Source organism: Clostridium chromiireducens, assembly GCF_002029255.1.
Lineage (GTDB): Bacteria > Bacillota > Clostridia > Clostridiales > Clostridiaceae > Clostridium > Clostridium chromiireducens.
Genome location: NZ_MZGT01000059.1, coordinates 1 through 24,474, shown reverse-complemented (window position 1 = coordinate 24,474; position 24,474 = coordinate 1). Strand labels below are relative to the sequence as shown.

Here is a 24,474-nt window from a genome sequence, read left to right as displayed (position 1 = left end):
CAATAATATACTTTCTTGTTTATTTTCTAAATATTATTCCAATTCGTCTTGTATTTTTACTTTAATACAACATGTATGTTTATTATATATTTTTTTACTCATGCACGCAATTACAATCATATCCAATTTATCTATAAATAAACTCTACATTTTTATATTTCAATTTGCTCCATTATCCTTTGATACATTTTTTCTCCTATCCCAGTAACATTTTTTATATCCTCTATTGATTTAAAATTTCCGTTTTGCTCTCTGTATTCAATTATACTTTTAGCTTTAGAGTCACCTATACCATTTAATGTTTTAAGCTCCTCTAATGTAGCACTATTTATATTTACTTTTTGGTTAGCACTTTCTTTATTTGCCACATCTGTACTTGGACCTACACTTTTGACTTCTATATCTCTTTCATTTTTATTTGCAATATAAACTAATTCATGATTTTGTAGCTTTTTTGCTCTATTGATATTACTTACATCTGCATTTTCAGTAAGTCCTCCTGCCATTTCTATAAGATCTTTTATTATAGAATTCTCATCTAATATGTATACATCTGGTTTTTTTACTTCCCCTTTAATTTCTATCACAATGCTTTTGTCTTTTATTGGGATACTTATCTCTTTATTATTCATCTTATCATTATTATCTTTTGTTTCTTTACTATTTTTATTAGCTAATGAACTAATCGTATCTGTATCATCTACAAATATACTTTCTGTATCATTTTTCTTTAATTCTTTAAAGCCCGATTTTATATATATAATACTAGCCGCAATGACTATAATTCCTAATATAACAAATATTCCTATCCTTTTCTTATTTTTAAGAAATTCTTCCACCAAAAATCTTTCTCTCCTTAATAATATATTTCTTTATTATCATTTCCAATAATATTCAATTTTAGACCACCATTGGATTTAATAGAACTTTATATGGCGTAATCATATTTTTTTTGGTACAATGTAATTTGAGTATAATTAAAAATATTTGAATATAATATGGAGAATTTTATGAAACGACTTTTGAAAATATTTAATATATTATTTTTATTTTTATTTTCTTTTACCTATACTACTGTACAAGCCGAAACTACTCAACCTCAAATTAATGCCGAAGGCTGTGCCCTCATTGACGCATCAACTGGTGAAGTGTTATTTGGAAAAAATGAAGAGAAGGTATTAGAGCCTGCGTCAACCACTAAGGTAATGACTGCAATTATAGCTTTAGAAAAATGTAAATTAGATGATGAGGTCACAGTTCAAGAAGACTTCACAAAAATAGACGGAACTGCTATTGGCTTATTAAAAGGCGATGTGGTAACTGTTCGCGAATTGCTCTTAGGTCTTATTTTAGAATCTGGAAACGATTGTGCTAACGCTCTAGCTGATCATATATCAGGAAATATATCTGAATTTGCTAAACTTATGAATGCAAAAGCAAAGGAACTCGGGGCTTTACATACTAACTTTAAAAATCCTAGTGGACTCCCAGACCCAGAACATACAACAACAGCTCATGATTTAGCTTTATTTTTGAGAGAAGCTTTAAATAATAAAGATTACATGACTATATCTAATACTCCATCTTACACAATAAACATAAAGAATAACCCTCAAAAAACAATTTTAATTAACAATAAGAATTATATGATTAATAAAAACTCAAAATATTATTATCCATTTGCCATATGCGGTAAAAATGGCTATACAACAAAATCTAACCACACTTATGTTGCTGCCGCTGAAAAAGATGGTCATGTTCTTGTAGCATCCTTCTTAAACGCACTTGATAAAGACAAAAACTTTCATGACATGCAGACAGTTTTTAATTATGGTTTTGATAATTATTCACTTGTGCACCTTTATAAAGAAGGAGATAAAGTTTCTGAGTATAAAATAAATGATGATCTTACTATACCTCTTATAATCTCAAAAAATATTGATTATATAGTTCCGAAGGGAAAGGAAAACTCCATATCTTCTGAAATTGAGTTAGAGGATAAAGACTTGAGTAAGCAATCATTTGATAAAGATGATAATATAATAAAAGGAACAGTTTATGTTAACAATAAAGAATATATATCAGTTGATTTAAAGGCTGGAACTTCTAGACATTATGAGTCTCCAATTTCTATTAACTCTTTATCTCAAAATAATAACACTCCTATTTTAATAGGGGCATCCGCCACCATATTGGCTGGACTTTTTGGATTGAGAAAGCTTATAAAAGCCAAATATGGTAAAAAATAAATTAAAGGAAGCCTAACATCGGCTTCCTTTAATTTATGCTAGGTTTTTTAAAATCTTCACATCCAAAATTTATTATGTGAGCCTCTTGATATTCAAGGCTCATACCAGTTCAGAAATCTACTCACTTCTTATATATTTTTACTTTGCAGTTAAATACCCGCAAGCTTTTAGATATTCTGCTGACAATACTCCTCCACCTGCTGCTCCTCTTAAGGTATTATGAGAAAGGCATACAAATTTATAATCGAATATTTTATCTTCCCTTAGTCTTCCCATAGTTATTCCCATACCATTTTCATAATCTCTATCTAAATTAGTTTGTGGTCTATTATCTTCAGTGAAGTATTTTAAGAATTGTTTCGGTGCACTTGGAAGGTTTAAAACAATTTCAGGTGCTTTAAAACTTTCCCATGCCTTTATTATTTCTTCTTTTGAAGGTTTCTTTTTAAAGTTAACAAAAACTGCTGCTAAGTGTCCATTTGTTACCGGCACCCGTATACATTGTGTTGTGATAATTGGATTTTGAGCATTTATAATTTTATTGTTTTCAACCTTTCCCCATATTTTTAATGGCTCATTTTCACTTTTTTCTTCTTCACCATCAATAAACGGGATAACGTTATCAAGGATTTCTGGACATTCATTAAAAGTCTTACCTGCTCCCGATATAGCTTGATAAGTACAAGCAAGAATAGTTTGTGGTTCATATTCCATAAGAGCATTAACAGGAGGCACATAACTTTGAATTGAACAATTAGGCTTTACTGCTATAAAACCTCTTTTAGTTCCTAAACGTTTCTTTTGACTTTCAATAATTTGTGCATGTGCTCCATTTATTTCTGGAATCAGGACAGGCACATCTTCTACATTTCTATTAGCTGAATTATTAGAAACAACTGGTGTTTCGTGTTTAGCATACTCCTCCTCGAGTAACTTTGTTTGTTTTTTATTCAAAGAAATCGCACAAAAAACAAAATCTACCTTATTACATATATCTTCTACCTCAAAAGCATCTTTTACGACCATATCTTTATATTTTTCAGGTAATGAAGTAGTCATTTTCCATCTATCTTTTACAGCCTCCTCATATGTCATTCCAGAGGAGTTTTTACTTGCTGCTAATACTGTCACCTCGAACCAAGGATGATTTTCTAAGAGACACGCAAACCTTTGACCAACCATACCTGTAGCACCTATTATTCCCACTTTCAATTTATTCCCCATTATTAATCACCTCTTAAAATTATTTTGCTTATCTATTATAGATATGATATCATCTATACATATATTAGTAAAATTGATAATTTCTATTAACATAATCAAATTTTTTGATGGAGATGATTATATGGATTTTAAGCAGCTCAATGCTTTTTTAACAATAAGCAAACTTCAAAGTTTTACTAAAGCAGCTGAAATATTAGGCTATGCACAATCTAGTGTAACAACACAAATTAAACTCTTGGAAAGTGAACTTGGAGTAAGACTATTCGAGCGAATAGGTAAAAATATTACTTTAACGCATGATGGAAAAAAACTCCTTCCATATGCAAAACAAATGCTAAAGCTATCAAATGATATAAAAAATACAGTATTCAACACGGAAACTCCAAGCGGAACTTTGACTATTGGTGCCGCTGAATCTTTATGTGTATTAAGACTTCCAGAAATTCTTAAAGAATATAAAAAGCTTTATCCGAGCGTTGAAATATCTCTAAAGTTTGGAAGCTGCGCTGAATTTAGACATTTCCTAAATGATAATATTATAGATGTAGCCTTTTCCTTAGGCATAAAAATAGATTCAGAGGAATTCATATCCGAAATCGAAGTTCCAGAACCTATGTTACTTTTAGCTTATCCCGGACATCCTCTTATAAATAAAAAAGAAGTACTTCCAAAAGATATTGAAACCGAGCCTCTCATTTTAACAGAAATGGGCTGTAGTTACAGAGCTGCGTTAGAGAATATTCTACATACCTGTAACGTAAAACCGAATATAACTCTGGAAACAGGAAGTGTTCAAGCTATTAAGCAATTTACAATGAGTGGTTTAGGCATAACTCTTCTGCCAAAAGTGGCTGTAGAAGATGAAATAACTACAAAAAAACTTATTCCTTTAAATTGGATCGGACCAAACTTTGAAATAATTTCTCAAGTTCTTTACCACAAGAACAAGTGGATTTCTCCAGCACTAAAAGAATTTCTTAAATTATCACGAGATTTTATGGATACCTATTCAATCTAATCATATCCATACACAGGTAGATAATAATAAACATAAAAAAACAGTTATTATTAAGATTGTCCTCACTTAATAATAACTTGTTTATTTTTTAATTATTTTAGTTTCTTTATCAATTCATTCATATCATCTGGAAGATTTGCTCTTAATGAAAGTACTTCTCCACTTCTAGGAGATTTAAAGTCCAATCCATAAGCATGAAGTGCCTGCCTTTTAATCAAATCGCCTTCTTCATCACCATATCCATATAAAGTATCTCCATAAATCGGATGCCCTAAATGACTTAAATGAACTCTAATTTGGTGAGTTCTTCCCGTCTCAAGTTTACATTCTACTAAACTTGATTCATCGTATTCCTCAACAACTTTATAATGAGTTATACTCCTTTGACCTCTCTCATCAATAACTCTCCTAATACCATTTTCAATTCCTTCAGGCTTATATATTGGTAAATCAATTGTCCCTTGTTTTTCTTTCATAATTCCATGAATTAATGCTAAATATTTTTTTTCTACCTTATTTTCGCTCATTTCTTTAGATAGCATTCCATGAGAAAATTGATTTTTAGCAATTATAATAAGACCTGATGTATTCATATCTAATCTAGAAACTAATCTAACTATGCAATTTTGGCCGCTCTCCATAAAATAATAAATTACTCCATTTGCAAGTGTCCCACTTTGATAACTTTTAGTTGGATGAACAACCATAAATGGCTTCTTGTTAACTACTAGAATATCTTCATCTTCATAAACAATATCTATATCCATCTTTTCAGGTGCTATATCTTGACTTTCATCTTTAGCCAGATCAATTTTAATAACTTCTCCTAAATTTAATACTCTATTCATTTTTACTACTTCACCATTAACAAAGATCCTTTTATCAAGAGAAGCACTTCTTATTAATCTGGTTGATAGTCCTAGCTCTACTTTTAAATATTCTCTTATCTTAGTTCCTTTTTCTATATTATCAACTTGTTTTTCTAAAATACTCATTTGATTGTTCTACTCCTCATGTAACTAAATTCAGAATAAATAATTATTTTATCCACAAACTTTGATTTAGTATCCTAATTTTACCCACAACTTATTCATCAAGTGTTGCAAAATCTTTACCTAAAATTATGATCACATCATAATCATTGTATTCTGTTTTATTTTCTTTCCTATCAGTATTTTTAATATTTAAATCTTGTAGAATCACCTGTAATTTATCATCATTATTTGAAAGTATGACACTTTTATCACTAAGTTCAGTATTGCCTGTATCAATTTTTTTATAGCCCATACTGTTTAATTCTTTTTCTTCTTTTGCCGCTAATCCATTAATCTTAGTTGCATTCAATATTTTTATTCTAATATCATCCTTTGATATGTTTTCTGGTAGGTTCCTAGAAGATGTAGACGAAACAAGTGATGATAAAATATCTTTATTTGCGCTCTTATCAAATATTAAAAATGATTCGCCATTTATTGTTTTAGGTGTTCCAGCCGTAGTTGCCATTATGGTATTTTCTTTCTTTATATTAGAAAACTTTAATCCATAATTTAAAACCTCAAAACTTGACATATTGGTTTCTATATTATCACCTAAAGCTGACATAATCTTAGGAACTCTAAACATTATAAAAGGACTTGTACATTTTTCTATAACTTTTGAAATAAATTTTTGTTGATTCTCTATTCTATCCAAATCCCCATTAGCAAAGCCGCTTCCATCATTATTCTTTCTCCATCTGAAAAATTCCTCTGCTTTTTTTCCGTCTAGAGTTACTGTTTCACCCGCTTTAAAATTTATATGGAGATTTTGGCCTTCATCATCATAGATCATATTTCTATCTATCTTCATCTCAATCCCTCCGATTGCATCAATAATTTCTCGGAAGGCATTATAATCAATTTTAACTATATAATTTATATTTACATTTAGTAACTTTTCAACCTCGGATTTTATTTTAGGATATCCAGCAATAGCATAAACCGAATTTATTTTAGCATTTTTGCCGTTAATATTAATTAACGTGTCTCTTGGAATTGATACAAGATGCATTTTTTTATTTTGTGGATTATAATTTGCAACCATTATTGTATCTGTCCTTTTTATTGATTGATTATCAACTTGGCTCGGATCCCCTATATCCATTCCTAGTAACAGTATATTAACTGGTCCATTTGATGACACATCTACACTCCTTGGCATCGATTTACTTCCTATTTTCATTAAGGCAGAAACTCCTGATACCATTGAAACAATAATAAAAGTCACTATAAGAGCAATTGCACCTAATACTACCTTTTCGGGTATCGTTGTAGAATCAGTATTTTTACTAAAAATTTTCGAGAACAAATTTTGCTTTTTTTTATTATTAGATCTTCTTCTCATGTACCCACCCCTCTTATGCTCTAAAGCAAGTTAATTAAATAACTCTTAAAACTTATTTAGCCTAGCTAACCTTCATATTTAATTAAAATTCTAAAAATTACCCTTTAAATTTAGAATCAAGTAAAAAATAATTTCTTGCTTTCATAGTATTTTCATCAATCAATAAATTTCTAGTTAATAAAAATTCTATACTACAAGTCAATCCATAATATACCCCTCTGTCTAGATCTTCAAACGTAAGTTTTCTTATATCCTCAACACCTTCAAATTTTCTACTTGGTTCAATCATATCTGCAATATAAATTATTTTTGTTAAAGTAGACATATCTTCTTTCCCTGTTGTATGCCACCTTACTGCATCTAATATCTCCTCATCGCCAATTCCGAGTTTATCCTTAGCAACTATATCAGCAATTATGCTATGCCATAAATTCGCATTGTTTTGTTCAACTTCAGATAAAATTATATTATTTTTCTCCATTATTTCTTTCATCGTATCTACTTTTAAATTTTTTGCAACATCATGTGCAAGACCCGCAATTTCTGCTTTTTCTTCAGATATTCCATTTAGCTTAGCTAACTTCTTAGCTGTATCAGCAACTCCTAAAATATGAGTATAACGTTTCTCCATTAAATTTGTCTTAAGATATGCTTTTATTTCTTCTATAGATAACAAAAATTATTCCCTCCTAATAGGATTTAACCTTTTATTAAACAGTTAAAGTTTTATTTACTTGAACTTACAAATTCTTATTTTTATTAATATATAACCCTTTTTCATAAATAATATCAACAACTTTTGGCGGTACAAAAAAATCTATCCTTTTATTCCTATCTACCAAACTCCTTATTTCTGTTGAAGATATCTCAAGCTGTTTTAAATCCAAAAATATTATTTTTCCATCATACTTTTCTTCTATTAATTGCTTTCTTTGGATCATTTCTTTCCTATTAATTCCTCCCCTTGAGAAAACTACAAGAGTGGCTAATGAAAAAATCTTTTTAGTTTCTTTCCATTTCTCAATGGTAAATAAGCAATCTGCTCCTGTTATAAAAAACAATTCTTTTTCTTCACCTACAGAATTTCCTTTAAAGTATTCCAATGTTTCATAGGTGAAACTAAGCCCACCTTTCTCTATTTCATAACTTGAAATAGAGAATTCTTTAAAAGGCTCTATAGCTGCTTTTACCATTTCATATCTCAGTTCAGAATCTGTAATTATATTATCAACTTTAAGTGGCTGCTTCCCAGCTGGCATGAAAATTACTTTATCTAAATTCAATTGTTCTTTAGCTTCATAGGCTATATATAAATGTGCATAATGAATAGGATCAAAAGTCCCACCAATTATACCATAACGTTTCATAAGCTTTCCTCCAAAAGTAAGACACACAAAGGAAATATAATCTCAATGTGCCTAAGGTGATTTAAATAAAAAATTCCTTTCTTATTATAACATGAACTATAGTTAAATATAATTTTTAATATCTTAAATTTTATATAGTGAAACCTTTCAGGTGAATCTGAATTTAGGAAAAGGAGTTTCCTCCTATATTTAGGAAGTGCTACGGATGCTAGCTATCGTATAAAAAGAGAAGCTTTATATAAGCTTCTCTTTCTTAATTATTCCCAAAAGTTTTGGATTTATTTAGTTGGTAATTGGATTTTTCTTTTCTTTTCATTACTTGATCTTTTATATAGGACTATTTTATTTCCAATTGCTTGTATTCCCTCGCATTTAACTGCTTTACAAATCATATCCGAAGTTTCTCTAGTTTCTAAACCACTATTTTCTAATACTTTAATTTTGATTAATTCTCTAGCTTCTAAAGCTTGTGAAACTTGTATTAGAAAGTTTTCTTCAACACCATTTTTACCAATTTGGAATATTGGTGACATATCGTTTGCTAAACCTCTTAGATAAGCTCTTTGTTTTCCTGTTAACATTTTATTAATTCCTCCTAAATCTTTTTTTCAACCCATAAGTTGTATTAATTATCCTTGGGGGCTTTATTTATAATGGAAACTCAACTCACATACGTTCGCTGAGTACTCACAGAGTAAGCGACCATCATCAAATCATAGATTTGAGATGTCTGCTTAACCGATTCACACAAAATCATAGATTGCACTGTGTGAAAGTTCGAGAACCCAAATGCAAGATTTGGACTCTCACTTTTGGTTCTCTGCTTAAAGTACATATTCAAATTCAAAATCATTTAATCTTACCATGTCTCCATCTTTAATTCCCATTTCTCTAATTTCATCAAGAATACCCTTATTTCTAAGAACCTTATGGAAATATCTTAGAGAATCTGCATCATTTACATTAACAGCACTTAATAATCTATCTACAAATGTACCTTCAACTATGTAAACATCATATCCTTCCTCTGCATTGTTTTCAACATGGATATCATAAGTAAATCTTTTTTCCTCTGGTATATATCTTTCATCTTCTGATATTTCTAATTCTTTAACTGGAATTTCTTTAAGCATTCTTGCTGCTTCTTTCATTACAGCATCAACACCTTCATTTGTGGCTGCTGACATTTTAAATATTTTATCAAATCCCATTTCTTGAACTCTCTTTTTAAAATCTTCAAATATTTCTTCATCATAAAGCATATCAGTTTTATTTGCCACTACAATCTGAGGTCTATCCCAAAGTTTAACTGAATATTTCTTTAACTCTTCATTAATTTTAACGAAGTCTTCAAATGGATCTCTTCCTTCAATACCTGAAATATCAACTATGTGTATTAAAAGTCTAGTTCTTTCAATGTGCTTTAAGAATTGTATTCCAAGACCAACACCTTCTGCTGCACCTTCAATTATTCCTGGAATATCTGCCATTACAAAAGGTTCAATTCCTTCAACTGCAACAACTCCTAGGTTTGGCTTTAAAGTAGTAAAATGATAGTTTGCTATCTTTGGTTTTGCTTTTGTTGTCATAGAAAGTAATGTTGACTTTCCTACATTAGGGAATCCTAATAATCCAACATCGGCAAGTAATTTTAATTCTAATATTATGTTTAATTCATCCCCTGGCATTCCTGGTTCCGCATAATGAGGCGCTTGTTTTGTAGCAGTAGCAAATTTAACATTACCTTTTCCGCCTTTTCCGCCTCTTAATAAAATTAATTCCTGTCCCTTATGAGAAAGGTCTGCAATGACTTTATTTGATTCTGCTTCCCTTATAATAGTTCCCATAGGTACTTTTATATAAAGATCTTTCCCATCTTTACCATAGCACTTCTGCCCACCACCATTTTGACCTTCTTCTGCAATAAATTTCTTTTTATATTTAAAATCTAGTAATGTAGTTATACCAGTTTCAACTTGAAAAATGATACTTCCACCTTTACCTCCATCACCACCATCTGGCCCGCCGAGTGGTACATACTTTTCTCTTCTAAATGAAATAGCACCATCGCCACCTTTTCCAGATTTAACAAAGACCTTGGCTTTATCTATAAACATATAATCACCTTTCTTTACATATTTCTTGCTTCATTTAATATAGCTGTACTAATAACAGTTTACCTTATTACAATACAATCTATTCTTTCCTAAAAAATCTCATCTTATTAGGCACATGAAAAAAATAGCAGCAAGTAATGATAATTTATTTCATGTCATAATAAGTTGTACCTTAACTATCAGGCTCACTATGAGGAAAAGTGAACCATACAATCCTTGACCTGTTATCTTCTTTCATATGCCTAAAAAAAGCACTCTTAAACTAAGAGTGCTTTATTTCTAAAATAATTATTCAGCTATTGCTTCAACGTCTACTGGGTAAACACTTGCTTTTTTCTTATCTCTACCAAGTCTTTCGAATTTAACAATTCCATCGATCTTAGCAAATAAAGTATCGTCTTTACCTCTTCCAACATTTTCACCTGGGTGGATCTTAGTTCCTCTTTGTCTATAAAGGATATTTCCTGCAAGAACAAATTCTCCATCAGCAGATTTAGCTCCTAATCTCTTTGATTGAGAGTCTCTACCATTCTTAGAACTACCTACTCCCTTTTTGTGAGCGAATAATTGAAGGTTCATGATTAGCATGTGACTACACCTCCTCTTTTATTAAAGTTATATATTCTCTACGTTTCTTTTGCCCTACCAATTGATCAAATCCTAAAATTACACTTTCCAAGCTTTTTTCAAAAGTTTTTAATAAAACTTGAGCTTGATTTAGTTCTTCTAGACTGAAATCTTGAAGATCTAATTTTAAGTATCCATCTTTTATTTCGTAAGTTGAATTAAGCTTTAAAACTTCATCCAATCCAACAATTACACTTTGAGATAAAACTGAGACTGAATTACATATCATATCAAAAGCCTCTCCTACTAAAGCAGAATCATTTGAAAAATCTCTGTCACCACCCATTGCATGACCGTTTATTACGAATCCAACAATGATGTCATTATGTTGTTTGATTTTTACTTTAACCATAATTTTATTATGCTTCGATCTTTTCGATTACTAGCTTAGTGTAAGGTTGTCTGTGTCCATTCTTTCTTCTATAGTCCTTTTTAGACTTATACTTGAAAACCACAACTTTCTTTGCCTTACCTTGTGCTGCAACCTTAGCTACAACTTTAGCTCCTTCAACTACAGGTGCACCAACTTTGATACCTGCGTCAGTTCCTACAGCTAAAACTTCGTTTAATTCAACTGTTGAGTCAACATCAGCGTTAAGTTTTTCAACGTATATTACGTCTCCTTCTTGAACTCTGTATTGTTTTCCTCCTGTTGCTAATACTGCGTACATTAAAACACCTCCTCATAACGGTCTCGCCACTTTTGGTACAAAGATTCAACTTTGTTTTACAATAAAACCTTACGTGCGCGGTCTACAAAAGCCAGTTTACCATAAAATTTCTCTCATGTAAAGAAGAATTTATGATAAATTTATAATTAATAATAAATAACAGGAAATTATTGATGAAGTTCCTATATAAATTAGACTTTCTCTATAGCCGTAACTTTATAATCTTTCAAATTGTCTTTCTGTGCCTGAAATATTAATGGTTCAATCTTATAACCTTCAATATTATCTACATAATTTAAATATATTTCTTTATCCAAAGCATCTATTTCTTTTATGAAATCAAAGATATTTTCTTTAATTTTATCTTTATAAACACTATCTACCTCAATATGAAAGCAATTTATTGAGTTTTCTTCCTGCATTCTTATTATTTCGTTCCTTATAAGACCTTCGATGTAGGATAATTTTAAAATTATACCTCTTCCTTTACATAAAGAACATTCTTCTTCCATATACTCATATATGCTTTTCCCCTGTCTCTTTCTAGCAATCTGAACTAAATCCAATTGAGTAAACGGGAATATTTTTATATTACCCTTATCTGGCTTTAGACTTTCCTTAAGTACATCCATAACAATATCCTTCTGACTTTTATCTCGCATGTCAATAAAGTCTATAACTATAATTCCACTTAAATTTCTAAGTCTTATTTGTTTCCCAATTTCTTTTGCTGCTTCCAAGTTAGTCTCTAAAATAGTCTTATTAAAACTTCTTTCTTTTATATTCTTTCCACTGTTAACATCAATTACGTACATGGCTTCTGTTCTATCAATTATTATATATCCTCCACAGGGCAAATTAACTTTATTATGTCGTAATTTTAGTAATTCTTTTTCTATCCCATAGAAGTCAAAAATATTTCTATATCCTTCATATTTTTCTACCTCAAGATTTTCCTGACCGTTAATAAAATTAAATATTTTTTCATAATCTATCTCATTATTAACATAAATTTTTGTAATTTCTCCACCAAAAGAATTCATTAAAAGCTTTTTTAATGTTAAATCTTCGCCATAAAGTTTCTTTAAACCTAATGAATGCTTCATTTTTCTATCTATATCCTGAAATTCCTCATAAAGCTTAGCTATTTCTTTTTTAAGAACATCTATCTCCACATTAGCACCTTCTGTTCTAACTGTTATACCTGCGCCTATTAATGGTTCAAGATTATTCAAAATATTATTTTTCTTTTCTTTATCTTCTATTCTTTTAGAGAATTCTATTCCTTCTTCATAACAATTTAAGACAACATGTTTCCCGGGAATTGATACTTTAGAACTTAATTTAGCTCCCTTATCATTAAGAGGTTCTTTTATAACCTCTACTAGTATTTCATCACCTTTTTTTACCCCTTTAACCTTTAATTCATCACTGTAATACATGTAGCCTTCTTTATCTAAACCTAAATCCACAAATATAGAATTTATTGCTGGAAGTATATTTTTAATTCTTCCTTTATAAATTTCTCCTATTATAGGCTCATCTTTATTTTCCTCTACAATACTTTCAATCAACTCTTTATTTGATTTAACAGCTATTCTTAAAAGTTTATCTCTTCTCTCAATAAAAATCTCTTTCATTTTTATAACACATCCTAGTCACTGCACAATTCACAGCTAATGATACAAAAAATCGGCTAAAATCAATGATTGTTCATTAATCGCTGTGAATTATACTTTATATATTAAATTATCTAACTCAATATTTGTATTCAGTAAAAGTTTATATACATTTGTATAGTGGCAGAAGTTTATTTCCTTTATAAAAATACATTTCTTCTCTTTTTATATTAACAAATGAATCCAAAAGTGCATTTGAAGTCTTTTCTTGAATATAGCTAACAAGTAAATCTGCACTTAAATGTTCTCTACTACCTGTGCTTATAACTACATTTAAGATTAAAAATTCATCTTTAATCCAAAAGCTAAATTCTTTAACCAAAGGTCTTATATTTACTTCTTTTTCGCCTTTTTTACTTTTCTTTACTGTATTCCATTCGTTAAATTCTAAAAGTTTATTCACTTCCTCTTCTAAATTTGAAACTTCTGAATATTTAATTTTTATAGTATATCTTGCTGCATCTATTAATGCCATAGCCTGTGGAACTTTCTTTTCTCCCTCTTTATAAGGAATTGCAAGTGCACTTATGTACTTTATCCCACTTGGTGCAGTTTGATTTAATTCATCCACAATTTCCTCTTCATTCATTTCAGTTGTTAACACCATATCCATATATTCGCCACTTGAATACACTCCAACTGATAGAGGCTGAGCTATTGATGTATTCATATGTGGATTAAACCCTTGAGAATATTCTATAGGTAATCCCGCTCTTCTAATATTTTTTTGAATAGTTTTAAGTACATCTAAATGAGATATAAACTTAATATTTTCCTCTTTAGTAAATTTAGTTAGGTAACGCAATTTCAAAACACTCCCCATTCTTAAAGTTCACATTAAATCCACATCCTGTACACCCTTCTCTACAGTTTTGTGTTAACTCAACCTTTTTAGCTTTCTCATTTTCTATTTCTAAATATTTTCTGTTTACTCCGATATCAATGAAATCCCATGGTAACACTTCATCATAACTTCTTTCTCTATATGCATAGAAGTCTACAGTTAAATTACATTCCTCCATTGCTTCCATCCATACATCAAACTTAAAGTGTTGATCCCAACCATCAAATCTAGCGCCTTTTTCAAAAGCCTTAATTAAAACTTCACATAATCTTCTATCGCCTCTTGCAAATATAGATTCCATTACAGATGTTTTTTGTTCATGATAATTATAAACTATACATTTAGATTTAATTGAAGACTTAACAGCTTTAATTTTTTCAGTAACGTCTTCAAATCTTGCCATAGGTGCCCACTGGAATGGAGTAAATGGCTTAGGTATAAGTATTGATGTACTTACTGTAAGCCTTAAGCCTTTATTATTATTTATCTTATTAGGAACTTGTTTATATCTGTATACAATTTTTTCTGCTAATTCACCAATACCTCTGCAATCTTCAAGTTCTTCATAAGGAAGCCCAACCATAAAATAAAGCTTAAGAGTCTTCCATCCAGCTTCAAAAGCACTTGTAGCAGCCTCTAAAATCCTCTCTTCAGTTAATCCTTTATTTATTATATCTCTCATTCTTTGAGATCCTGCTTCCGGAGCAAAAGTTAAGCCTGTTTTTCTTACTTTTTGAATATCTTTAAGTAAATCAACTGAAAAAGCATCTACTCTTATTGATGGGAGAGCTACTCCCACTCTATTATCTTCATGCTCTTCCATTAAATCTTCAATTAGTCCCTTTATGTCTGAATAGTCACAAGTACTTAATGATGAAAGAGAAATTTCCTCATAGCCTGTATTTTTAACTAATTCTCTAGCCAGATTTTTTAAATCTTCTCTAGTTTTTTCTCTAATTGGTCTATAAATCATTCCAGCCTGGCAAAATCTACAACCATTTGTACATCCTCTAAATAATTCTAAAACAATTCTGTCATGAACAATTTCTGAATATGGAACTATTATCTTTGTTGGAAAATCTACTTTAGTATAATCATTTATTATTCTCTTTCTTACAGTTTTAGGCACATCATCATACTTTGGTTTAAATTCTTTAATTGTATTATCTTCATTATAAACAACATCATATAATGAAGGTACGTATATACCTTGAATTTTAGATATCTCTCTTAAGAATTGCTTCTTATTTCCCTTGTACTTTTTATAGACATCTAAAACATCGTTCATCATTTCTTCGCCTTCACCAATTTCAAAGAAATCAACAATATCGTATAATGGCTCTGGATTATATGCACAAGGACCTCCGGCCATAACTATAGGTTCATCTTCGCCTCTTTCCGATGCTCTTATAGTGATTCCTGACATATCTAACATATTTAAAATATTTGTATAACTCATTTCATATTGTAGAGTAAATCCTAAAATATCAAATTCTTTTAATGAATCCTTAGTTTCCAATGCAAATAAAGGTATGTTATTCTTTCTAAGCTGCTCTTCCATATCTGGCCATGGTGCAAATGATCTTTCGCAGTATGTATCGCTTCTTTGATTTATAGTATGATAAAGTATTCTGCTTCCTAAATGAGACATTCCAACTTCATAAACATCTGGAAAACAAAACGCAAATCTTATGTCGACTTCTTTTGGGTTTTTAACAATCTCATTTAATTCTCCACCAGTATATCTACTTGGCTTTTCAACCTTAAATAAGATATCATCTGAAATTTTATTCATTAATAAATTTCCTCCTTAAACACACTTTCTTATATAGTGATTTATCTCTAAGTTTAGTAATTTTATAGCTTCTGTATAAGTAAAATTTAGAATCTTTTATCCAGGATAGATTCCATGTAATGTAATTATCACTCAACTTTAACCAAAAATTAATTTTTACTAATAATTTTATAGTTTTGTGTTTGCTATATATAGATAAAAAAGAAGTATAAACACCTTTTACTGCCATACTTCTTAATTTACTCTCCCTATTCTAACACAATTAATTGTTATTGGGAATATTCTTGTTATTATCAATAATCCCACCCTAACACCATTGCTAAACATGAAAATACGATAATTTAAGTATCATTTTCATGTTTAGTAATTTATTATGGGTTCTTTTTATAAATCATGGAGAGTATCAAAATCTTTTTTCGAAGCTATCTTACTATATCTCCAATCTACTATCCACAAAACAAATGACAATCCGGCATTAATACCGAATATAAATCCAAACATTCCATAAATACGTAGTTTGTCAAAAAAGTCTCCTGCAAAGGAATTGAACAATATATCAATTTCTTTTGGATTAAGTAAATCAATTTGTTTATTACTAATATTCTTTAAATTTATTTCCTGTAATATCGGAACAATATAGTCACTAATTGAATTTAATCCTGTATGTATCGTTTTATTTGTTAAGTAATCTTTTGTATCTTTTGATATGAAATCAAAGTTACTGTTAATTGCATTTTCCAATACTTTTGCAATTAATTTTCTATTTCTCTCATTAAACTCTACATTTGCAAGCGTATATTTTATAATTCTATCGATATCTTGATTTAATATATTTTCATCAGAAATTTGTTCAACTTTCAATTCTGAAAGTGTATTATCATAAAAACTTCCTAAGAATAAAGATAGATATTTTTCAGTTTCTTCACTTTTGGAAATTATATTTAATATGTTACTTACGCTTGCTTCAATTTCTGCACAAGTAATTCCTTTAAACATAACAGAATTGTATGAATCAAGTAATTTGCTTATCACTCTTTCATCTAAAAACTCTCCTATAGTTTTTGATAAAGCATCTCTATTGACATTTATATTATTATAAATGTCCTCCTTTACACTATTAACCTCATTGTAGAATTTTTTATGAACCAAATCTAAGCTGCTTAAATTACATAATTCAAGGTATTCTATAAGCGGAGCTCCCATTAATGAATCTAAGATTAAATTACTTGCATTGCAAATATACCTTTTAGAATCCATGCTTTTACTTAATTTTTCGAATATATTATCTATTAGCATTGCTACATCAATTTCTTCTGCTTTTATCTTTAAATTACTTACCTTCACAGGATAGATGCTTTCATTTAGCGTTACTCTTGCTACACTAACAACCTTCTCTGTCTCATCATTAAGCATTGCTGGCAGCTTTTTATTTAGAACAATAGCAACAGCCTTATAGGCTATATCGTCTCCACCAAAAGTTGAATAAGCTATCTTTTCAAAGAAATTAAGTTCACTTTTAATTGTTTCTTGCACATTTTCAGCAATGATATCCTGCTTATTTTGTAAATAAACTATTAGTTTCTTTGTAATGTAAGCTGTTAGCACATGTAAATTATCGTCAATAATTCTTTTAACTTTTCCATTAAACATTGAACCAATGTCATTCTCTTCATTTAATTGGTCATGTAACGATTTTTTTATTAAGTTACTTAAATACATTTTGAAGTCATTAGAAAAATATCTATAAGCTTTCTCTTCAGTATTAAATTTTATTTTTCTAATTGAATCTTCGCAAAAAATTTCGCTTAGTGATTTCTTTATCCCTTGGGCATAACCTTCTTCATACCTCTGAATAATTAAATCTATAAAATCTATATTTCTAATATCATTGAGCTTATCTTGAAGCAGCTTATCATTTTCCTTTATAATATATTTTTTTATCTCGATAGCTGCTCCTTCTGGCACAATAGTATTAACTTTATAATTTGAAGAGAGTTTGCTTTGTGCAAGCTGTGTAAAATGATTTATAGTATTATTAATGCTGCCAATTAACTTAGGTACCATATTCAAAATATAGTCCTTCTTAATGAAAGTATTAACTTTACTTTCCGATAATTTACTTGAAATTCTTTTAGACACTTCTGAACTATCATCACAATATTTTAGTATCTTCTCATAAATATATTTCGTTAAATCTTCCTTCTTACTTCTAACAAAATTGATTAGAATCTGATAATTATTATTTGCAACTAAAGTCATTAATGCTGATTGAGTATTATTTTTATGGGCATTAAAGCTTTTATTAATTTCTTCTCTGTTTAATAATTCTTCATCAATTAATTTAGCCATTCCCATAGCAAATTGGTTTTTATGTGCAGGTATATATCCTAAAGCGAACTTCTTAAAGAATGGTATTTTGGCTATAATTTTATTTTCTTTGTATGGATGGAATATCATCCATAGAGCTACCACATTTGTTATATACCCTATAAAAGCCATAACTGCAAGTGATAATGCACCATTAAAGAAGTCACTTGGAAACCCATATCTTCCAATAGAATTTGGAAATGCTAATTGATATATTACTCCTACTACTGTTCCAAGAACAGCTCCAAAAACAGAAAGAGGTTTAAGCTGATTTCCCATAAAATCTTGAACAATATCACAAATTTCATCTTCATCGTACTTGCTTAAATTATTCTTCGCAAACTTTTTAATATTTCCATTTAACAAATTTGGAAGCTTTGAAATCAACATAGGATAGCCTTTATTAATTAAAATATCAGCTAGTTGATCTCTACTAAAATACTTATTAACTAACTCTATAACTTCATAATTTTTATATTTATCCACAGATTCGTTATAAAGACATATCGAATTATCCACAAAGAGTTCTAATATATCCCCTTTATAACTTGCTAATGCACTTGTTAAATTTACATTTTTAATATTTAAAGCTATAGTTTCTATTATGTTTTCACTATATATATCTTTATTCTTTTTAAGTAGTTTACTAGTTACTCTTCCAAATGTTTGAGAAAAACCAGAAACATTGTTGTATGTAAATAATTGAGATAGCTTTTTACTAAATAATTCATTACCTTTTGAATTTATAAATTCTGCAACTAAATTATTGAGCTTTTCTCCAAGCTTATTTCTATTTTTAATAATATTTTTATAAAGCCTTGGTTTAAAGTTACTATGAAATAATTCTACTAAATCAAAATTAACAACCTTATGTATTTTCTTTGAGAATTGGACTTTTATTATAGCTCTTAAGATATCTTTTCCATGAGATGCAAATTGCTTAGCTATAATTTCAATTATTTCTTCAGATGTTAATAAACTTTGTTTTTCCAACGATTCTACTATATCTTTAACTTTTTTATTCTTTAAGTAGTCAATAATAGAATTAGCCAACTTACCATATGAATCATCATCTACACTATTGTTAATATAACTTATAATTTTATTAACAATATTATTTTTAGATGAGATATCTCCCATAAGTGCGCCTCTAACTTTTGAAACTATAAGCTTCTTAATATTTTCATCCATATTATCAATTGCTTCGTCAATAGCAGACTCGATCATTTCATCAAAAGATTCCTTATTGCTTGAAATCCATTCTGAAATGTAAGGCATAACCTTCGGAACGATTGTTTTTATGAAATGGGTAAGTGACTTTTCTGTTTCTTCTGGAAGCATTTCATAAATTGTAAAATCAATGCCTTTTCCAATTAAGACAATCTCATTAATAATATTTAGTATTAATTCCCTGCCTTTTGATGAATCGATGAAATCACTAACCTTATTAGATAATTTTAAAGCTATTTTATCTTGTTCATCACTAGAAATAAATTGATTAATTTCATAATCTCCAAGCAAACCTTGCAATTTAGTAAGAGTCAAATCAATATTTATTGCCGAAAAAATCTTATCTAAAAATATCTTGCACGCTTCGTCATCTGCTAATATGTCATCATTAATAATTTTTATAATGCATTCTCTAATATTATTAATTAATTTGTTTTGAACTTCCTCTGGAAAAATATCAGCTAAAGTCATATTGGAATTTTCGTTATAAAGCTTAGAAATGAAATCATCTAATGAATTAGTATTTTCTAGTTCATTAATCAATAAATCATAACTTGAATTTACTATTTTAGAAATTTGATTTTCGCTTAGGACGTCATTTAAATTAATATTAATCATTAAATTATCTAACAATTCCGGCAAAACTTCATTTAAATTATTTCTTACAAATTCTTCACTCTTAAATACACTATTTGAAAAATCACCTATTTCATATAACTTTGTATTACCAAAACTTTCTTTTAAGTCTCTTTCAAAAAAAACTGCTGCAATCTGCTCAATATACGGATTTAGATTTTTATTCAAAATTTCAGCTTTTAAAGTTCCCGCATTTATTATATCTCTTTCCACTAACTCGCTGATTTCTTCTATGAATTTTTCTTTCTTCTTTTTAATTACTCCCCCTAATTTTAAAGGAGTATACTCTTTAAATAGCATATCTACAGCATACTTATTAGTAATATATCCTGCTACTCCCCCTGAAAATCCTTGAAAGATTAATAGTAAAATTGATGTCAACATGAACTACTCTCTCCTTGTTTACTCAATTATGATTTAATTTTTTTAAATATATCAAATTGATTTTTTCTTTTAATCATAATTATACTAATTTATGAATTTCATTTCCACACCTATAGTATAGCCAATCAATCATATAGAATTACATACTAACAAATTAAAGGTATTGTGAAGAACTTAAAGTGAAGCAATGAACAACTGAAATAGAATACTTGCATGAATATAGCCTTACTTTAAGCTTTCTACTAAATAAAGAAAGTGACTATATGTTTTTACGCAGCGTTCATTAGAAGATTTTGCTGGCTATGATTCTTAGAATGTAAGTTGTTCCAAATGTGCTTGTTCAAAGCGTAGTCTTTGAGGCAAGCACTTTGGGCACAACTTATATTCTTAGAATCATCCAGCAAAATCTTCAAGGAACCGGAGTAAACACATATGGTCACTTTCGGTTATTTAGCAGTAAACTTAAATCAATCTCTTACTGCAGTATTTTTATATTCCAGTTATACATGATACCTTTATTTTGAGTTACTTTTTATTAGGTTATATATAATTGTGGCCGCTTGAGCGTTAGTTATATTTCGAGTTCCATTAAAGTTTCCATTATTATCTCCCCTAATTATATTAAGTCCATAGCACATTGCTGCATAACCCTTATATTGTTCTTGTACATTGTCCTTAAATGGGTTTATAAATACTTCTGGATGAGCTGCTACTTTATCATATCCGAGGAACCTCACTATATATTTTGCAGCATCTTGATTAGAAACAAATGAACTAGGAGACTTTTCCTCTTTTTTTATAATACCGCTTTGCATAAGCATATCGTAAAATTCATCATCATTCAAATTACTTACCGAAGAAGAATATAAATATTTTAGAAAATTAATTTGATTGATATTCATATCAGGATTAAATTTATCTCCTTCAAGATAATATCCATTATCCAATAGTTCTTTTACTGTTTTTTCGCTCCAATGTCCAACTATATCAGTATAACTTGGTACTTTATTTTCCTTGTATACTTGTCCTGTGAAATCTAATCTTGTGCCATTTATCGGATCTATGATATAGCCTTCATTTAACCTAGTGAAATTATACACTAATCCAATTTTGTTTTTATCTATCATAGTATATTGTAATGAGAAACCTGAGATATTCTTTATCTTGTTAAAAGCTTGTTCTTTACTGATAGCTTGGCTTATATCTGGGAACGAAGCGTCATCATACCAGTTACTATCATATCCAATAATTTTTCCTTTTGTTTTATCAACTTCAACACGCAATGAATTACCTGAAAACTCTATCCCGTTTACTAGACGAACATAATTTAAAGAATAAATATTTCCATCTTGAATAACACTAATTTTTAAAATTGGATTTTCAATATCTTCATATTTTGTTTTTGCAAATTTATCTGGTGTAACTTTCTTTAAAAAGCTTTCTGCTATATTTTTTGCTTCGTCTTTAGTCATATCTTTATTACTTGAACTTTCAAGATTATATGAGTGTATTGAGATTACTTCACCGGATTTAGCATCTACCGCACCATAAGCGTTATCAAAAGAAATATACCATATATATCCTTGATTAATCTCATTTTTATTTAAAGATATATCTCTTACTTTCATATCAGATGTTATTATATCAGAGGTTCCTTTAAGGATACTTTCTGCTTTCTCTTTTGAAATAAGATTTGCTACATTATTAACTGCCTCTGTTTCTTCCTTAGTTAATTCTTGATTTGTTTTCATGACATTATTATCTGAAGCTGCTATCCCTGCATAATCTCCTTTGCCATTTGGAAATAAACCTCCTCTTACAAGAGATATAGCCTGTCCTGTTTTTGCATCAATAGCACTATTAACATTGCTGTCAATTGAATATCCAGCAAAAATTTTCATTTTCTTTTCTTTATAATCATAGTAAGAGTAGTATTTTAAATTAACTCCTAACTTTTCTAAATAAGATTTTTCAGCTGTTACCGAATCAATTATTCCCTCTAAAGATGGATATTCAGTTCCATTAATTTCTGGATTCTCTCCATTAAAATAAGTGATTTCACCACTATATTTATTTACACCTATATTTATATTAATAAAACTAACAGGAACTTCATTCACGAACTCTTGATAAGAAAAATTATACTCTTCACCTGAAATAATATTGTCATTATTATCAACTTTTTTCATTTGGGCTGCATATTTAGGAGTTACTTTCTTCAAAAACTCTTCCGCTAAAATCTGTGCTTGGTCCTTCGTAACTTTAGCCAATCCCGAATTATTATCAATACCTGTATACTTGTTATATTCATATAAAAAACCGTCTTCTCCAACAGATGCGGCTACGTAACCATTCTTTCCTTCTTTTTCCGCCCAGTTAAGTCTCCATAATCTCATTTTACCAGTGCTTGTTTCACGTTCGCTCGAACTATGTGTAAATTCAGTATAAGTATCCGGTACTGTTACAATATTTTTTGCCGCCACTATTGCCTTTTCAAGGCCCTTACTATCTTCTTCTGCTCCAAAAGCCTGAATAGAGATATTAGATAGCATTAAACAAATTGTCAGTATTAAACTTAAGGTTCCCTTTTTTTTCATAATGCACACCTGCCTTTATATTATTCTACCTATATTTTACATCAATCACATCATAATTGTCTTGAAAAAAAATTTACTTTATTCCTCTATCCCCCTTCTAATACTAATACGATTTATATTAGGAAAACTTTGCATTAATATATATTTTTTTTTTAATTTATACTTAATCTAAATTATAAGCTTTTAATTTACACCTAAATGCTCGTTCATAAAAAACCTAATTAAATTAAATACCTTAAATAGCTATTTTTATTCTAAAGTTATGGGATAAGTTTCTTATTATAAAGCTTATTAACTAGTTTGAATTTATAATCCTTGTTGGGTAAATCCGCCATGAATAAAATATATAACTAAGATAAAAATATTGATATAATAATAATTTTTTAAATAAAATATCTGTTAATAATATCAACATTGCTTTATAATCTCTCACTATATATTTTTATTTAGATAAAGGAGAACTCTTTATGAAAGCATATATTACAACATTAAGCACAGATAATTACGTTACCGGAGTAATTAACCTAAAAAAATCTTTAATGGCAGTCAATAGCAAGTATCCTTTATTCGTTTACGTTGATAGATTCCTAAAAAAAGAAACATTTGATAAACTACAACAGTATAATATAGAATATATAATTCAAAAAAATAAAATAGAATTACCTAATAACATACTTGAAAGTAATACTAAAAATGGTGTAGCTCACTGGACTAATACATTTATAAAATTGGATTTATTTAAACTTATAGAATTCGAAAAACTTGTTTACTTAGATTCCGATATGATGATTTTTGAAAATATAGATGAGTTATTTGACAAACCTCATATATCAGCTGTTGTCGCAGGAAAAGAATATAAGGGAAATGAGCAGTGGGAAGAATTCAATTCAGGCTTAATGGTAATAGAGCCAAAAAAAGACGCTTTAATAGGTATAGAAAAACATATTGAAAAAGTATCAAAAGAAAAAGCTTCTTTTGGTGATCAAGATATCTTAAATTCATTCTATAGTGATTGGAAGTATAAGTATAACTTACATCTTAATCCTCAATACAATATGTTTGCAATATACACGGATTATTACGTAAAAAAATTAGGTTTTAAGTTATCAAATAAAAATATTAATAATAAAAAAGGAAACCTAATCAAAGTAGTTCACTTTACTGGCAGAGATAAACCATGGATGTTATCAAAAAAAACAATATTAAGGAAATTATGCAGTTTACTTGTCCATCATAGAAATACTGAATTAAAAATATACTTAAAATATTTCAGATTATATACAGATT

19 protein-coding genes are annotated in these 24,474 nt (G+C 29.1%); 3 read left to right on the top strand and 16 right to left on the bottom strand.

The window, feature by feature from the left end; all coding sequences use genetic code 11:
* Positions 1-152: 152 nt before the first annotated feature.
* On the bottom strand, positions 153-842 hold the full coding sequence (locus tag CLCHR_RS18300; RefSeq protein ID WP_079441352.1) for a helix-hairpin-helix domain-containing protein: 690 nt from the start codon (positions 840-842) through the stop codon (positions 153-155).
* A gap of 168 nt (positions 843-1,010) precedes the next feature.
* Between CLCHR_RS18300 and CLCHR_RS18295 the strand changes: the two genes are divergently transcribed.
* Positions 1,011-2,249 (top strand): D-alanyl-D-alanine carboxypeptidase family protein, encoded by a 1,239-nt coding sequence (locus tag CLCHR_RS18295; protein WP_079441351.1) that lies wholly within the window; start codon positions 1,011-1,013, stop codon positions 2,247-2,249.
* Positions 2,250-2,387: 138 nt separating this feature from the next.
* Here CLCHR_RS18295 and asd read toward each other — a convergent pair whose 3' ends face one another.
* Positions 2,388-3,473 carry an aspartate-semialdehyde dehydrogenase gene (gene asd / locus CLCHR_RS18290; protein WP_079441350.1) on the bottom strand — a complete coding sequence of 362 codons (1,086 nt, stop codon included), beginning with the start codon at positions 3,471-3,473 and terminating at the stop codon, positions 2,388-2,390.
* 121 nt (positions 3,474-3,594) lie between these two features.
* Between asd and CLCHR_RS18285 the strand changes: the two genes are divergently transcribed.
* The gene (locus CLCHR_RS18285) at positions 3,595-4,491 is read left to right on the top strand and encodes a LysR family transcriptional regulator (protein ID WP_079441349.1); all 897 of its coding nucleotides are present in this window, start codon (positions 3,595-3,597) and stop codon (positions 4,489-4,491) included.
* A gap of 92 nt (positions 4,492-4,583) precedes the next feature.
* Here CLCHR_RS18285 and CLCHR_RS18280 read toward each other — a convergent pair whose 3' ends face one another.
* The 14 genes from CLCHR_RS18280 to CLCHR_RS18210 form a co-directional block, all read right to left on the bottom strand.
* Positions 4,584-5,486 carry an RluA family pseudouridine synthase gene (locus CLCHR_RS18280; RefSeq protein WP_079441348.1) on the bottom strand — a complete coding sequence of 301 codons (903 nt, stop codon included), beginning with the start codon at positions 5,484-5,486 and terminating at the stop codon, positions 4,584-4,586.
* A 91-nt stretch (positions 5,487-5,577) separates the two neighbouring features.
* Complete coding sequence (locus tag CLCHR_RS18275; protein ID WP_079441347.1) at positions 5,578-6,873, bottom strand: LCP family protein; 1,296 nt, start codon at positions 6,871-6,873, stop codon at positions 5,578-5,580.
* A 97-nt stretch (positions 6,874-6,970) separates the two neighbouring features.
* Complete coding sequence (gene yqeK / locus CLCHR_RS18270) at positions 6,971-7,549, bottom strand: bis(5'-nucleosyl)-tetraphosphatase (symmetrical) YqeK (RefSeq protein ID WP_079441346.1); 579 nt, start codon at positions 7,547-7,549, stop codon at positions 6,971-6,973.
* 64 nt (positions 7,550-7,613) lie between these two features.
* Positions 7,614-8,240 carry a nicotinate-nucleotide adenylyltransferase gene (gene nadD, locus CLCHR_RS18265; RefSeq protein WP_079441345.1) on the bottom strand — a complete coding sequence of 209 codons (627 nt, stop codon included), beginning with the start codon at positions 8,238-8,240 and terminating at the stop codon, positions 7,614-7,616.
* A gap of 278 nt (positions 8,241-8,518) precedes the next feature.
* Positions 8,519-8,821, bottom strand: coding sequence for a ribosome assembly RNA-binding protein YhbY (yhbY, locus tag CLCHR_RS18260; RefSeq protein WP_079441344.1), 303 nt, complete (start codon positions 8,819-8,821; stop codon positions 8,519-8,521).
* Between the two features lie 243 nt (positions 8,822-9,064).
* Positions 9,065-10,357 carry a GTPase ObgE gene (gene obgE / locus CLCHR_RS18255; RefSeq protein WP_079441343.1) on the bottom strand — a complete coding sequence of 431 codons (1,293 nt, stop codon included), beginning with the start codon at positions 10,355-10,357 and terminating at the stop codon, positions 9,065-9,067.
* Between the two features lie 288 nt (positions 10,358-10,645).
* The gene (rpmA, locus tag CLCHR_RS18250; protein WP_079441342.1) at positions 10,646-10,945 is read right to left on the bottom strand and encodes a 50S ribosomal protein L27; all 300 of its coding nucleotides are present in this window, start codon (positions 10,943-10,945) and stop codon (positions 10,646-10,648) included.
* Positions 10,946-10,949: 4 nt separating this feature from the next.
* Positions 10,950-11,336, bottom strand: coding sequence for a ribosomal-processing cysteine protease Prp (locus CLCHR_RS18245; RefSeq protein WP_079441341.1), 387 nt, complete (start codon positions 11,334-11,336; stop codon positions 10,950-10,952).
* A 7-nt stretch (positions 11,337-11,343) separates the two neighbouring features.
* A complete protein-coding gene (gene rplU / locus CLCHR_RS18240) occupies positions 11,344-11,655 on the bottom strand; it encodes a 50S ribosomal protein L21 (RefSeq protein ID WP_008423722.1) in 312 nt (103 codons plus the stop codon).
* Positions 11,656-11,846: 191 nt separating this feature from the next.
* The gene (locus CLCHR_RS18235) at positions 11,847-13,295 is read right to left on the bottom strand and encodes an Rne/Rng family ribonuclease (RefSeq protein WP_079441340.1); all 1,449 of its coding nucleotides are present in this window, start codon (positions 13,293-13,295) and stop codon (positions 11,847-11,849) included.
* Positions 13,296-13,437: 142 nt separating this feature from the next.
* Positions 13,438-14,139, bottom strand: a complete 702-nt coding sequence (locus CLCHR_RS18230; RefSeq protein ID WP_079441360.1) for a TIGR03936 family radical SAM-associated protein — start codon at positions 14,137-14,139, stop codon at positions 13,438-13,440.
* Positions 14,123-15,973: a TIGR03960 family B12-binding radical SAM protein gene (locus CLCHR_RS18225; RefSeq protein ID WP_079441339.1), complete on the bottom strand. Its 1,851-nt coding sequence runs from the start codon at positions 15,971-15,973 to the stop codon at positions 14,123-14,125. Before CLCHR_RS18225 ends, CLCHR_RS18230 begins: the two co-directional genes overlap by 17 nt.
* A gap of 384 nt (positions 15,974-16,357) precedes the next feature.
* Positions 16,358-20,590, bottom strand: a complete 4,233-nt coding sequence (locus CLCHR_RS18215) for a DUF445 family protein (RefSeq protein WP_079441337.1) — start codon at positions 20,588-20,590, stop codon at positions 16,358-16,360.
* Between the two features lie 515 nt (positions 20,591-21,105).
* Positions 21,106-23,187, bottom strand: a complete 2,082-nt coding sequence (locus tag CLCHR_RS18210; RefSeq protein ID WP_079441336.1) for a YcdB/YcdC domain-containing protein — start codon at positions 23,185-23,187, stop codon at positions 21,106-21,108.
* A 467-nt stretch (positions 23,188-23,654) separates the two neighbouring features.
* On the opposite strand from CLCHR_RS18210, the gene CLCHR_RS18205 reads away from it, so the two are divergent.
* On the top strand, positions 23,655-24,474 hold an 820-nt coding region (locus tag CLCHR_RS18205; RefSeq protein WP_079441335.1), incomplete at its 3' end, for a glycosyltransferase.

Coding starts and splice junctions, on each gene's coding strand:
- CLCHR_RS18275 (WP_079441347.1), bottom strand. CDS start 6,873: ATGAGAAGAAGATCTAATAATAAAAAAAAGCAAAATTTGTTCTCGAAA.
- CLCHR_RS18210 (WP_079441336.1), bottom strand. CDS start 23,187: ATGAAAAAAAAGGGAACCTTAAGTTTAATACTGACAATTTGTTTAATG.
- nadD (WP_079441345.1), bottom strand. CDS start 8,240: ATGAAACGTTATGGTATAATTGGTGGGACTTTTGATCCTATTCATTAT.
- rplU (WP_008423722.1), bottom strand. CDS start 11,655: ATGTACGCAGTATTAGCAACAGGAGGAAAACAATACAGAGTTCAAGAA.
- obgE (WP_079441343.1), bottom strand. CDS start 10,357: ATGTTTATAGATAAAGCCAAGGTCTTTGTTAAATCTGGAAAAGGTGGC.
- CLCHR_RS18280 (WP_079441348.1), bottom strand. CDS start 5,486: ATGAGTATTTTAGAAAAACAAGTTGATAATATAGAAAAAGGAACTAAG.
- CLCHR_RS18235 (WP_079441340.1), bottom strand. CDS start 13,295: ATGAAAGAGATTTTTATTGAGAGAAGAGATAAACTTTTAAGAATAGCT.
- CLCHR_RS18225 (WP_079441339.1), bottom strand. CDS start 15,973: ATGAATAAAATTTCAGATGATATCTTATTTAAGGTTGAAAAGCCAAGT.
- CLCHR_RS18215 (WP_079441337.1), bottom strand. CDS start 20,590: ATGTTGACATCAATTTTACTATTAATCTTTCAAGGATTTTCAGGGGGA.
- CLCHR_RS18285 (WP_079441349.1), top strand. CDS start 3,595: ATGGATTTTAAGCAGCTCAATGCTTTTTTAACAATAAGCAAACTTCAA.
- CLCHR_RS18295 (WP_079441351.1), top strand. CDS start 1,011: ATGAAACGACTTTTGAAAATATTTAATATATTATTTTTATTTTTATTT.
- CLCHR_RS18245 (WP_079441341.1), bottom strand. CDS start 11,336: ATGGTTAAAGTAAAAATCAAACAACATAATGACATCATTGTTGGATTC.
- rpmA (WP_079441342.1), bottom strand. CDS start 10,945: ATGCTAATCATGAACCTTCAATTATTCGCTCACAAAAAGGGAGTAGGT.
- asd (WP_079441350.1), bottom strand. CDS start 3,473: ATGGGGAATAAATTGAAAGTGGGAATAATAGGTGCTACAGGTATGGTT.
- yhbY (WP_079441344.1), bottom strand. CDS start 8,821: ATGTTAACAGGAAAACAAAGAGCTTATCTAAGAGGTTTAGCAAACGAT.